This window comes from Kluyvera chengduensis (assembly GCF_044197065.1).
GTDB classification, from domain to species: Bacteria; Pseudomonadota; Gammaproteobacteria; order Enterobacterales; family Enterobacteriaceae; genus Kluyvera; species Kluyvera ascorbata_C.
In genome coordinates this window covers 41,867-54,326 of sequence record NZ_JBIQOI010000005.1, presented here as the reverse complement: position 1 = coordinate 54,326, position 12,460 = coordinate 41,867, and the positions used below count along the sequence as shown (strand labels likewise).

General features: G+C 54.1%; 13 protein-coding genes and 1 riboswitch. Of the genes, 3 read left to right on the top strand and 10 right to left on the bottom strand.

Annotation, left to right across the window (positions count from 1 at the left end; translation table 11 throughout):
• The first annotated feature begins 16 nt into the window (after nucleotides 1–16).
• Together ACH1XZ_RS14420 and ACH1XZ_RS14415 are read left to right on the top strand one after the other, a co-directional pair.
• Entirely contained in the window at nucleotides 17–478 is a 462-nt protein-coding gene (locus tag ACH1XZ_RS14420; protein ID WP_395596100.1) for a multidrug/biocide efflux PACE transporter, read from the top strand.
• 111 nt (nucleotides 479–589) lie between these two features.
• Nucleotides 590–1,819: an amino acid permease gene (locus tag ACH1XZ_RS14415; protein ID WP_395596099.1), complete on the top strand. Its 1,230-nt coding sequence runs from the start codon at nucleotides 590–592 to the stop codon at nucleotides 1,817–1,819.
• A gap of 143 nt (nucleotides 1,820–1,962) precedes the next feature.
• On the opposite strand, the gene mqo is transcribed toward ACH1XZ_RS14415, so the two are convergent.
• From mqo to ACH1XZ_RS14380, 7 genes are all read right to left on the bottom strand, one after another.
• Nucleotides 1,963–3,618, bottom strand: a complete 1,656-nt coding sequence (gene mqo / locus ACH1XZ_RS14410) for a malate dehydrogenase (quinone) (protein WP_395596098.1) — start codon at nucleotides 3,616–3,618, stop codon at nucleotides 1,963–1,965.
• Between the two features lie 193 nt (nucleotides 3,619–3,811).
• On the bottom strand, nucleotides 3,812–4,582 hold the full coding sequence (locus tag ACH1XZ_RS14405; RefSeq protein WP_395596097.1) for an ABC transporter ATP-binding protein: 771 nt from the start codon (nucleotides 4,580–4,582) through the stop codon (nucleotides 3,812–3,814).
• A complete protein-coding gene (locus ACH1XZ_RS14400; RefSeq protein ID WP_395596096.1) occupies nucleotides 4,582–5,553 on the bottom strand; it encodes an ABC transporter substrate-binding protein in 972 nt (323 codons plus the stop codon). The genes ACH1XZ_RS14405 and ACH1XZ_RS14400 overlap by 1 nt, the downstream gene beginning before the upstream one ends.
• A gap of 51 nt (nucleotides 5,554–5,604) precedes the next feature.
• On the bottom strand, nucleotides 5,605–6,435 hold the full coding sequence (locus tag ACH1XZ_RS14395; RefSeq protein ID WP_395596095.1) for an ABC transporter permease: 831 nt from the start codon (nucleotides 6,433–6,435) through the stop codon (nucleotides 5,605–5,607).
• 9 nt (nucleotides 6,436–6,444) lie between these two features.
• The gene (locus ACH1XZ_RS14390) at nucleotides 6,445–7,791 is read right to left on the bottom strand and encodes an LLM class flavin-dependent oxidoreductase (protein ID WP_395596094.1); all 1,347 of its coding nucleotides are present in this window, start codon (nucleotides 7,789–7,791) and stop codon (nucleotides 6,445–6,447) included.
• 191 nt (nucleotides 7,792–7,982) lie between these two features.
• The gene (locus ACH1XZ_RS14385) at nucleotides 7,983–9,302 is read right to left on the bottom strand and encodes a voltage-gated chloride channel family protein (RefSeq protein WP_395596093.1); all 1,320 of its coding nucleotides are present in this window, start codon (nucleotides 9,300–9,302) and stop codon (nucleotides 7,983–7,985) included.
• Nucleotides 9,303–9,372: 70 nt separating this feature from the next.
• Nucleotides 9,373–9,434, bottom strand: a riboswitch (Fluoride riboswitch).
• Nucleotides 9,435–9,478: 44 nt separating this feature from the next.
• Complete coding sequence (locus ACH1XZ_RS14380) at nucleotides 9,479–9,943, bottom strand: Lrp/AsnC family transcriptional regulator (RefSeq protein WP_035896505.1); 465 nt, start codon at nucleotides 9,941–9,943, stop codon at nucleotides 9,479–9,481.
• A 138-nt stretch (nucleotides 9,944–10,081) separates the two neighbouring features.
• Here ACH1XZ_RS14380 and ACH1XZ_RS14375 point away from each other — a divergent pair, with 138 nt between their 5' ends.
• On the top strand, nucleotides 10,082–10,693 hold the full coding sequence (locus ACH1XZ_RS14375) for a LysE family translocator (RefSeq protein WP_395596092.1): 612 nt from the start codon (nucleotides 10,082–10,084) through the stop codon (nucleotides 10,691–10,693).
• Between the two features lie 33 nt (nucleotides 10,694–10,726).
• Here ACH1XZ_RS14375 and ACH1XZ_RS14370 read toward each other — a convergent pair whose 3' ends face one another.
• From ACH1XZ_RS14370 to ACH1XZ_RS14360, 3 genes are all read right to left on the bottom strand, one after another.
• The gene (locus ACH1XZ_RS14370) at nucleotides 10,727–10,999 is read right to left on the bottom strand and encodes a GNAT family N-acetyltransferase (protein ID WP_395596091.1); all 273 of its coding nucleotides are present in this window, start codon (nucleotides 10,997–10,999) and stop codon (nucleotides 10,727–10,729) included.
• 11 nt (nucleotides 11,000–11,010) lie between these two features.
• Nucleotides 11,011–11,244 carry a 4Fe-4S mono-cluster protein YjdI gene (gene yjdI / locus ACH1XZ_RS14365; protein ID WP_035896502.1) on the bottom strand — a complete coding sequence of 78 codons (234 nt, stop codon included), beginning with the start codon at nucleotides 11,242–11,244 and terminating at the stop codon, nucleotides 11,011–11,013.
• A 264-nt stretch (nucleotides 11,245–11,508) separates the two neighbouring features.
• Nucleotides 11,509–12,204, bottom strand: a complete 696-nt coding sequence (locus ACH1XZ_RS14360) for an oligogalacturonate-specific porin KdgM family protein (RefSeq protein ID WP_395596090.1) — start codon at nucleotides 12,202–12,204, stop codon at nucleotides 11,509–11,511.
• Nucleotides 12,205–12,460 lie beyond the last annotated feature (256 nt).

Genomic DNA, 12,460 nt, shown 5'->3' with positions numbered 1-12,460 from the left:
AATCAAAGGTCACAACATGCAAAACGATTCATTACATCGCAGAAAACTCCCGGAGCGTATCTTCCATGCCGTGTGCTTCGAGGGGATCGCCACCGCGATCCTCGCCCCTACAGCGGCTTACCTGATGCAGCGCTCCGTGCTTGAAATGGGCGGGCTAACGGTGATTCTTGCCACCACCGCGATGATCTGGAACATCATCTATAACGCCGGATTCGACCGCTTCTGGCCGGTGACCCGCGTTATCCGTACCGCTAAGGTTCGTGCGCTGCACGCGCTTGGCTTTGAGTGCGGGTTTATCGTTATCGGGGTGAGTATCGTGTCGTTGGTGCTGGGCGTGACGCTGCTGCAGGCCCTCACGCTGGAGATTGGTTTCTTCCTGTTCTTCCTGCCCTACACCATGCTCTACAACTGGGTGTACGACATGCTGCGCGAGCGCATTATCAAGCGCCGCCAACAGAACCTTTACGCGCAAAATTAATCTGCTTTTCAGGCCGATAACAATCGGTCTGAAAATGTTCAGCCACACGAAAAGCTAATTATGGTAAATTATCCGCCATTTTTTTGGTTTTATGGTTGATATATTCAGATAATGTCTAAAATTTGGTCTAAAGAAGAGACGCTATGGAGCTTTGCCCTGTATGGCACAGCCGTCGGCGCGGGGACCCTTTTCCTGCCCATCCAGCTTGGCGCCGCCGGTGCCGTGGTGCTGTTTATTACCGCCCTCGTCGCCTGGCCCCTGACCTACTGGCCGCATCGCGCCTTATGTCAGTTCATCCTGTCTGCTAACACCCCGGCAAGCGTTGGTATTACCGGCGCCGTCAGCCACTATTACGGCAAGAAGATCGGCAACCTGATTACCACGCTCTACTTTGTTGCCTTCTTCGTGGTGGTATTGATTTACGCCGTCGCCATTACCAACTCACTCACCGAGCAAATTGGCCACCATATGCCGGTTGATCTCACCACGCGAGCGTTGGTCAGTCTTGGCGTCGTACTGTTGCTGAACCTGATCTTCCTGACGGGTCGTCAGACGACCATCAAAGTGATGGGCATGCTGGTCTTCCCGCTGATTGCCTACTTCCTGTTCTTGTCTATCTACCTGATCGGAAGCTGGCAGCCATCGCTGCTGACCACGCAGATGGAAGTCAGCACGCATACGTTGCACCAGGTGTGGTTATCCATTCCCGTGATGGTTTTCGCTTTTAGCCATACGCCGATTATCTCCACCTTCGCTATCGACCGGCGGGAGAAATATGGCGAGCAAGCCATGGGTAAATGCAAAAAAATCATGAAGGTGGCGTATCTCATCATCTGCCTGAGCGTGCTGTTCTTCGTGTTCAGTTGCCTGATGTCGATTCCGCCGTCCTATATCAATACCGCGAAAGCGGAAGGCGTAACCATTCTTTCCGCGCTGTCGATGATGCCAAACTCTCCGAGCTGGCTGTCGATTTCCGGGATTGTGGTCGCGGTAGTGGCGATGTCGAAATCGTTCCTCGGCACCTATTTTGGGGTGATTGAAGGGGCGAGCGATTTGGTAAAATCGTCGCTGAACCTGGTGGGCGTGCGTAAGAGCCGTTCCTTTAACCGCGGGCTCTCTATCCTGCTGGTGTCGGCGGTGACCTTTATTGTGTGCTGCATTAACCCGAACGCCATCTCGATGATCTACGCCATCAGCGGTCCGTTGATTGCCATGATTCTGTTTATCATGCCGACGCTGTCGACCTACCTGATTCCGTCGCTCAAGCCTTACCGCTCCATTGGTAGCCTGATTACGCTGATTGTTGGTCTGCTGTGCGTGTCGGTGATGTTCTTCGGGTAAGGCAATGGCTGTTCCCGGCGGCGCTTCGCCTGAACGGGCTACGGTTTAATTATTACGGATGTAAAAAAGCCTGCCAGGTTACCCTGGCAGGCTTTTTTGTAGGCCGGATAAGGCGAAGCCGCCATCCGGCAATCACGATGCGATTACAGCGCCATGTCGTGCTGCGGTGACGCGCTCGCTGGCTGCTCTGCCGGTTTTGCCTGAGCAACCGGCGCGGCTGGCATCTGAATAACCGGCGGTTTGGTCAGCTCCAGCGTAGCAGCGGTGTCATCCCAAACCTGTTGAGTCAGCACGACGTTGCCGTTCAGGTTCTGGCCAAAGCTCGGTACGATACCGCGAATTTTGCTCTGCCATTCCGGTGAGTTGAACTGCTCCGGGAACAGCTTCTTAATCACGTTCAGGGTGATTGGCGCAGCGGTAGAAGCGCCTGGAGATGCCCCCAGCAGCGCGGAGATGGTGCGTTGTTGGTCAACCACCACTTCGGTACCCAGCTTCAGCACGCCGCCTTTGTCGGCATCTTTCTTGATAATCTGCACGCGCTGGCCGGCCTGGATCAGTTTCCAGTCTTCTTTACGCGCTTCTGGGTAGTACTCTTTCAGCGCAGCAAAGCGGTCATCGTCGCTCAGCATCACCTGGCTCACCAGGTATTTCACCAGGTCAAAGTTATCCAGACCCACGTGGGTCATCGGCATCACGTTGCTGGTCGTGGTGGTGCTCAACAGGTCGAAGAACGAACCTTGTTTGAGGAACTTGGTGGAGAAGGTCGCGAACGGCCCGAACAGCACCACGCGTTTCCCATCAATAAAGCGCGCATCGATATGCGGTACGGACATCGGTGGCGCCCCTACGGAAGCCTGACCGTACACTTTTTCCATATGCTGACGCGTGACGTCTGGGTTTTCCGTCATCAGGAAGGAGCCGCCCACCGGGAAGCCTGCGTAGTTATCCGCTTCTGGAATACCGGTTTTTTGCAGCAGTTTGAGCGCACCGCCACCCGCCCCGATAAAGACGTATTTCGCGTCAATGGCGTGCTGCTTGCCGCTGTTCACGTCTTCAATGGTCACATGCCAGGAGTTATCGCCGTTGCGTTTAAACTCGGTCACTTCAGAAGAGGTTTGCAGCGTGAAGTGGTTGTTCTTTTTCAGGCTGCCGATCAGCTGACGGGTAATTTCGCCGTAGTTAACGTCGGTGCCCACAGGTGTCCAGGTGGCAGCCACTTTTTGTTGCGGATCACGACCGGCCATCACCAGCGGCGCCCACTGGGCAATTTGCTGATGATCGGTGGAGAATTTCATGCCCTGGAACAGGGTGGTTTTCTGCAACGCATCGTAACGTTTACCGAGGTAATCAACGTTTTTGTCGCCCCAGACGAAGCTCATGTGCGGCGTGGAGTTAATAAAGCTATGCGGGTTATTCAGAATGCCGCGTTTGACCTGTGAGGACCAGAACTGACGGGAAATCATAAACTGTTCGTTAATTTCCAGCGCCTTGGTCACGTCGATGGTGCCGTCCGGGCGCTCCGGCGTGTAGTTCAGTTCCATATTGGCGGAGTGACCGGTACCGGCGTTATTCCAGCCGTTAGAGGATTCCAGCGCGACATTGTCGAGCTTCTCCACCATCACCTGTTTCCAGTCAGGCTGCAATTCCTGCAGCCAGGTGCCCAGAGAGGCACTCATAATTCCGCCACCAATCAGCAGAACGTCGGTTTTTTCGGTGGTATCGGTATTTGCGTAAGCCGCTGAATTGACCAGCAGCGCGATGGTCGCCAGAGAAAATAGTTTTTTATTAATAGCAGGCATAATGATGATATTCGCATAGCTAAATGTAATGTGTGCGCCAATAATAGCGCACTTTTACATTATTTTAAAATACCACTCACTTTCCACTTAGAGTTATTAACAAATTACCACCATTGCTTTTTTAAATTAAAAAAAGCATCCGTATTGTTTGCGTGGAAATAAAATTTAAATAATTTCAGTTTAATTCCAGTTATTAATGCAGACCGAATTCCGCCATAAGCTGCTGGCGTAGCAGGACAAAATCCGTGCTGCTACGTTCCCGCGGCTGCGGTAACGTCACCTCAATGATACGAATCGGATCGCCCTTAATTTTCGGTAAAATGATCACCCGATCGGCAAGATAAATCGCCTCTTCCAGATCGTGCGTGACCAGCACCATCGTCATCTTTTCCACATCGCGAATGCGTGCCAGCTCTTCCTGCATGGTGATTTTGGTCATCGCATCCAGCGCCCCCAACGGCTCATCCAGCAGCAGGATCTCCGGCTGAATGGTCAGCGCTCTGGCAATGCCGACACGCTGGGCCATGCCGCCGGAAAGCTGGTTGGGCAGCGCCTGTTCGCAGTGGCTGAGCCCCACCAGTTCAATCGCCTCTTTCGCCCGCGCCCTGGCCTGCTTGCGCGGTACGCCCTGGACATCCAGGCTGAAGCTGACGTTTTCCAGCACCGTCAGCCACGGCAGCAGGCGCGGCTCCTGGAAAATCACCGCCCGCTCGCGGCTCATTCCATGCACCTCCTGGCCGTCAATCACCACGTCGCCCGCGTCCGGCGTTTCAAGCCCCGCGAGAATTCGCAGCAGCGTGGTTTTCCCACAGCCGCTGGGCCCGACGATGGCAATACTCTGCCCGCTTTCAATCTGTAAATTGAGGTCGCGGAAGACATCAAACGGTTTCCCTTCAAGGGAGAAGGTCTTGCGTAAGCGGCGAATCGAGATATCGCCGCGGGCGGTCTGCGTGGTTGATGTCATTATGCACCTTCCGTTTTCAGCAAAATATTTGACGCTTTGAGCTGGCCTTTTTTCAGCACGCCGTCGCGCTCAAGAATATCCAGCCAGAACTGCACGTCATGAGGCTCTGAGAGCCCGCCTTTACGCACGCCGTAGCCGGTAAAGTACTGCGCCACGTCCGGGTTTTCACCGCGTTCTTTGAGGATCTTCGCCATGATCTCACGCACCTGCGCCGGGTTCTCACGCGCATAGTCCAGCGCGCGCGCCGACTCCACAACGAAGATACGCGCCGCATCCGGATGCTGCTTCACGAAGTCTGAACGCAGCACCGTAAAGCCACCAGCTATCGGCCCCAGCACGTCGGCGTCGTTGAAGATTGGACGCAGGCCGCCGTGGCTGCGCGCCACGCCTTCAAACGTTGTCTGCCAGTAGCCAAAGGCCGCAGCGTCAACCTGCCCTGAACGTAGGGTTTGTTCAAGCTGCGGGCCCGGAACCGCTACCGGTCTGGCGGCGTTTTCTGGCAAATTCGCCTGGTGCAGCGCTTCACGCAGGGTGTAGTCCAGATGCGCGCCCAGGGTATTTACCGCTACGCTTTTTCCGACTAAATCTTTGATGGACTTAATCGGGCTATCCTCCTTCACGTAGAAGATGGATTTGGTGGTCTCGTTGATACCGTTGGTTGGATAAGCCGCCACAAAGTCGTTACCGTTGGCGATAGCGTTGATGACCGCTGGCGTGGCCGCCGAGCCGATATCAATGCTGCCGGAAGCCAGCGCAAATAAAGACTCCGGGCCACCGCTGGCATAACCGGCGTTTTTAATCGACACGCCGGTGCCTTTAAAATATCCCAGCGCTTCCGCTAGTTCATGAGCGGAAATACCGCCGTAGCTCGCCATATAACGCATCGTCACCTCATCCTGAGCGCGAACCGATGCACTAACACCTAATAAGAAAAGCACCCCAACCCACGCAGAATAGAACTGTTTTTTCATTATAAAAATTCCTTTATGGCGATAAGTAAAAACGCAAAATAACGTGCAAAATTAACGGCTACGGATATTCCATCGACACAAGCGACGTTGCAGTACAACCAGAATCGCGTTAGCTAATAACCCGGCAAACGCCAGCAGAAATATCGCGGCAAACATCATGGGTATTTGGAAGTTATATTGCGCATTCATCACCCTAAAACCGATCCCCTGGTTCGCACCGATCATTTCGGCGGCAATCAACAGCAGTAACGCCGTGGTAGCCGACAGGCGCAGGCCGATAAAAATGGAAGGAACCGAGGCGGGAACAATCACCCGGTAGAACAGCGTCAAGCGCCCGGCACCAAAGGTACGCGCCATTTCCAGCAGTTTGGTATCCACCTCTTTGACGCCGCTGATAGTCGACAGCAGAATCGGGAACAGCGCCGCCCAGAAAATCACGAATACCTTGGACGTTTCTCCGAGCCCGAGCAGCAGAATAAAGATCGGATACAGCGCCAGCGCCGAGGTTTGGCGGAACAACTGCAAGATAGGATCCAACGCCTGCTCCAGCGGGCGAATCTGGCCCATAAACAGCCCCAGTGGGATGCCCACGACAATGGCGGCAGCGAAAGCCAGCCCGGCGCGCTGGAGGCTGATAGTGATATCACCCAGCAATGCGCCTTGCGTTATGCCGTTCCACAGCGCAACAAAGATTTTATCCAGCGGCGGGATAATCGCCGCGTTCAGCCAGCCAGCGGTGCTGGCGATTTGCCAACCGGCAAAGAACAGCACCAGCAGGCCGTAGCGCGCAATCAGCGATAGGCTACGCTGGTACCACAGCAGATACGCAGGCTTAGCCTGTACGCGCGCCTTCAGACGAATGCGGGTCGTGGAGTAGAACATAGCGCCTCCTTAAGCCACTTTGCTGTCGCGCACGGCGCTATAGCGATTGCTGGCAAACGGCAGCCCCAGATTTTCACGCAGCGTTTTGCCCTCGTACTGAGTACGGAACAGCCCGCGTTTTTGTAAAATCGGCACCACCAGCTCAATAAAGTCGTCCAGTCCGCCCGGAAGCCACGGCGGTAGTACGTTGAAGCCATCCGCAGCTTCGTTTTCAAACCACTCCTGCAGCGTATCCGCTACCTGCTCGGCGCTGCCCACCACGGTGAAGTGACCGCGCGCGGTCGCCACCCACTGGTAGAGCTGGCGAATGGTGAAGTTGTTTTCATCGGCAATCTGGCGAATCAGCTCGGGACGCGATTTCATGCCCTCAGTGACCGGCAGCGGCGGCAGCGGGCCGTCAGGGTCGAATTTACCAAGATCGATACCGCCGCCGGCCAGCCCATTCAGCAGCGCGATGCCGTCAGCTTCAACAATCAGCGAAGTCAGCTTGTGGTACTTCTCTTTCGCTTCTTCCTCGGTGCGGCCAACAAACGGCGCAACGCCTGGCATAATCAGTACGTGGTTCGGGTTGCGACCCACGGCGCGAGCGCGCGATTTAATATCGCGGTAGAAGTCCTGCGACGTATTGAGATGTTGGTGAGACGTAAAGATAACTTCGGCGGTGGCGGCAGCCAACGCACGGCCGCTTTCAGACTGCCCCGCCTGTACGATAACCGGCTGGCCCTGAGCCGAGCGCGGCACGTTCAGCGGCCCGCGCACCTTAAAGAATTTGCCGACGTGATCGGTGTTGTGCACCTTACTGCGGTCGAAGAACTGGCCCGAAGCTTTATCGCGCAAAAACGCGTCGTCCTCAAAGCTGTCCCACAGCTTTTTCACCACCTCAACGTGCTCTTTCGCCCGCTGGTAGCGGTATTCATGCGGGTGTTGGGTGTCCAGATTAAAGTTGTGCGCCGCGGCTTCGGTGGCGGTGGTCACCACGTTCCAACCCACACGGCCGCCCGAAATCAGGTCCAGCGAAGCAAACTTGCGCGCCAGGTTGTAGGGCTCTTCATAGGTGGTGGAGGCGGTGGCAATAAAACCAATGTTCTGCGTCAGCGGCGCTAGCGCGGAAAACAGGGTGACGGGCTCAAAACCTGCGACTTTAGCGGTGCCGCCGTCGGTAACGCCGGAAGCGGGGATTGCCAGGCCATCGGCCAGGAAGTAGGCATCAAACAGGCCACGTTCAGCGGTCTGGGCAAGCTGTTTATGAAATTCGAAGCTGGTTGCGCCATCAGCCGGGGAGTCGGGGTGACGCCACGCCGCAATATGCTGACCGCCGCCGGGCAGGAAAGCCCCTAATTTGATCTGTCTGCTCATTCTGCTTTCTCCTGATTCGATGCCGAAAGTGGGCTGAAACCAAGATAGCCAGAATGCGCAGCCATTCTGAAATAACAAATATTGAGTTAGTTATTTACATTTTTGCAATAAAGCCAGTGAAGGCCTGTAGGCCGGATAAGCGCAGCGGTTGGCAGAGTGCCGGATGGCGCTGCGCTTATCCGGCCTACGCGTCAGTTATCCTCTTTAACTTCAGCAACGACAGTTTCCGCGCAGTGATTTTCACGCTGCCAGGCAGGAAGCTCCGCCAGCTTTATCCCTTCCGGTACAATGCTGTGCTTCAGGCAGGCCACCCGCTGCGAGCGATAAATACTGGTGTAACCCGAAACCAGATAGGCCACCACGCAGGCCATCGCCGCGTAAACGCCGATATCCGCACCAAACAGCTCAATCGCCATCAGCGTCGAGGCGATAGGCGTATTCGCCGCCCCGGCAAAGACCGCGACAAACCCCAGTCCGGCCAGGAACGCAAACGGCAGATGCAGCAGCGGGGCGAGCGCGTTACCCAGCGTCGCGCCCACATAAAAGAGCGGCGTCACCTCCCCGCCTTTAAATCCGCTGCCAAGCGAGGCCACGGTGAAGATAAGCTTACCGAGAAAGTCCCACGGTGCCAGCGGATGCTGAAAAGCATCAACAATCACGGGTATGCCCAGACCAATGTAACGATCGGCGTGCAGCGAGTAGACCGCCGCCGCAACCACGACCCCGCCGATAAACGGGCGCAGCGGTGCGTAGGCAATCCATTTTTTCATCATGCCCCCGACCAGATGAGTCGCGTCGGCAAAAACGCGCGCAGCCAGACCAAAGCAGCAGCCAGCAACAATCACCGCCGCCAGTGTCCAGGCTGATACCGCGGGGATAGATGACATCATGTAGTGCGTATGGTGCACGCCCCACATCAGGCCGACCTGGTCTGCCACCACCGCGGCTACCAGGCAGGGAAAGATAGCGGTGTAGTGCATGCGGCCAAGCGCCATGACCTCAAGGCCAAAAATCGCCCCGGCGAGCGGGGTACCGAATACGGAGGAAAAGCCTGCGCTGACGCCCGCCATCAGCACCATGCGGCGCGCATCGTTATCAAGCCCGAGCAGCGGCGTAAACCGATCGGCAATCGAGGCGCCCATTTGTACCGCCGTCCCTTCACGGCCGACCGACGCGCCGAACAGATGAGAAACGACCGTGCCAATAAACACCAGCGGCGCCATCCGCAGTGGAATGGTGTTAGCCGGGCTATGCACCTCTTCCAGAATCAGATTGTTACCCGCCTCTACGGAGCGGCCAAGGCGCAGATACATCCAGCCCACCGCAAAACCAGCAAACGGCAGCAGCAGGATAAGCCAGTGATGCTGAAGGCGCGTGGCCGTCGCCCAATCAAGCGAGAAGAGGAATAAAGCGGACGCCGAGCCGACGAGCACGGCGATAACGATAGCCAGCAAGAGCCACTGTATTAAGAAGAAAAGCGAATTTTTACGAGCGAAGTGTTCAGAGAGCATTGACGCATCCTCAGATGAATTAATCATCCTGGACGCGATAGAGGTGTGCCTGTTCATTCCCGGTCCAGGAATACAAACAGGCATCATCAGCCACACGGCGGTTCAAGGGGGAATGCCATCCCCTATGAATAAATATTAGCACACGAATCGTTTCAGCCAAATACTTTGTGGCTGCGTTATTTCAGCGTCTCCAGCGGGAAAGGCCGGTCCTGCACCACCGTTTTCATCACCAGCGTTGAGCGCAGGTGCTGCACGCCCGGCATCGCTGATAGCTTTTGATCGTAGAGCTTCTGAAACGAAGAGAGATCGCGCGTCACCACCTGCATCAGATAGTCCGGATCGCCAAACAGCCGCTGGGCCATCACGATCTGCGGGATCTCTTCCACCGCCTCTTCAAACGCGCTGACCGCCTTTCTATCCCCCTCTTTCAGCGTCGCAAATACCAGCGCTACAAAGTTAAAGCCCATTTTTCCAGGATCGAGGTTAGCGCGATAGCCGGTAATCACCCCTTCCTGCTCCAGCACCCGCAGACGTCGGTGGCACGGCGATAAACTCAGATTCACCCGTTCTGCGAGCTCGGTGATAGATAAACGGCCATCGGCCTGTAGTTCAGCAAGAATTTTTCGATCTATGCTATCCATTTAGAAGATTCTCTCATTCCAACCGGGTTTTCAGCATAACATTGAAAGCTCATTGCGCGGCAATAACGATATTCTTTCCTGACATTCAGTACGGTATTTAAGGGCTAACGTCATGGGTAAGAACGGAGTGTGTCGGGCATGGAGATGAGTTTGGTTGCGGGGTTCTGGCTGGTTTCGTTTTTGCTCATCATGACGCCGGGGGCCGATTGGGCCTACACCATCAGCGCCGGGATCCACGGGCGCAGCATCGTTCCGGCTGTGGCAGGGCTGATGTCCGGACATTTGCTGGCAACCGTTATTGTGGTGGCGGGCGTAGGCGTACTGATTGCCGGACATCCGCTGGCGCTGTCGGCCATTACGCTTTTAGGCGCGTGCTATCTGCTGTGGCTCGGCATATCGCTGCTGCGCCATCCGGCTACGGTCGCCAGTGCTTCACAGCAGCGCGGCGGCTGGAACCAGTGGGCGCTAAAGGGTCTGTGCATCAGCGGCCTGAACCCAAAAGTGTTTTTACTGTTCCTGGCGCTGCTGCCGCAGTTTACCGACCCGCATGGGCAATGGTCGGTAGCCATGCAGATGTCGGCGTTAGGGATAATGCACCTCATTACCTGCACGATTATCTATTTACTGGTGGGTTATGGTTCACGCGCGCTGCTGGCAAGTCGTCCCCAGGCGGCGCGGGTTGTCAGCCGTATTTCAGGCGGGTTGATGGTGCTTATCGCGGTTGCGCTATTAGTTGAACAGCTTCGCTAATAAAGGTGCGCCAGCCTAAGCTGGCGCCACGTTTCAGGCGCGAATGTCGTCATACTCACGGGTGTTATCAAACTCATGCTTGGCAAACGGGCACAGTGGAATAATTTTGCGCTGTTCCTGACGCATTTTCTCAACCACTTTCGCCACCAGTTGTTTACCCACGCCCTGCCCCTTCAGGCTCTCATCAACGTCGGTATGTTCAATAATGCTCAGGTGCTCACCGGTGGGAACAAAGACGATTTCCGCCACCTGGTTACCGTCGCCGTCGTTAACGTAAAACTTGTTATGCCCTTCCAGAATTTCCATGTTTCTCTCACTTAATCATGATGACGGTATTTCAGCGCCCCACTTGGGCAGGTGTCGATAACGCGTACTACCGTTTGCGCGTCGACTTCATCCGGGATGATCCACGGTTTGCGCTTCAGGTTGAACAGCTTGCTGCTTCCGCGCACGCAGTTCCCTGAGTGCTGGCAAATCGCCGTATTGAAGTAGACGTCAATCTTCTCCCCGGTATAGACACGATAACCTGCGTCCAGTAGTTCCTTATCCATGACATTGCCTCTATTTTTTTATATAGGTTCGAGACTAAGCATAGACCTGTCTAGGGGGAAGAATCATCACCTATCGCGAAAAACCACAGCGAGAAAGGTTTTATACGTGGAGGATTACGGGTATTAATACGATGTCACAGAATTAAAAATAGCGGTAGTGGCAGTAAAATAATAGAGAATACGTATTTTCATATCTGCCAACATGGAAAAGTAAAGGGTGCAGCCCCGACAATTATGCCGGGGCTATCGCTAAAGCGGGATATATTAGAAAGAGTATGCCACACCGACACGGAAACGAGTCTGGCGGTCATCACGGTCGTTTACGCCCACGTTGCCCACTTCGCCATATGGCGCCCAATTTTTATCGATTTTGTACGCCACTTTGACGTTATATTCCTGGGAGTACGGTTTGTTATTGTTACGTGCATTACCTTCTGTGCTACGTGCATAAACGTAGTTCAGCTCGGTACGCCAGTCACCGAACACATAACCGGCCCATGCGTCGCCACGGTTCACCTTATCATCGTCTTTGTTAGCATTTGACGGGTAGCGGGTGTAGTCATAGCGGTAACGTGCAGCGACGTAGAAGCCGCTGTCGAAGCTGTATTGTACGCGCAGATTCGGCTTATAAATAGAACGGCTGTCATTACTTTCGATATTAAAGCCAGGCTGAATAGAGAAGTTTTTATTGAACTTATATTGGTAGCTAATCGATTCTTCATGACCATTACCGATAAAGTCGGAGAACGGTTGATCGGTATTATCCCCACCTGATTTCCATTTGGCTTCTACCGAGAAGCCAAACCCATTCGCGAAGCGGTGAGAAACTGAAACACGGTCTGCGTTAGTTTTATCTGTCTTGCCACCATCAATAAATTCATGACGGAGATCGACTGTCACTGCGGATGCTGCGAAGGATGCGCCACATAAAGCAATCATGACCATAGATTTCTTAAACATGCAATAACCCTCAATTGGAATTATGTTTCATTTTTATGGAATTGCATTTTATTTTTTTAAGAAAGATATTTTAGTGATCGAGATCGTAAAGATTTATTTCATGAACACGTGGGGTTAAGAGACGTGATAGAGTTCAAGAAATGCACGATTGACTTATCGAAAATAACGCTCCAGATCACACAAAAGGTTAATTTACACTAAACTTACATATCTTTATAAATGATATTTATCAATACAAATCAATTGCTTAAATAAA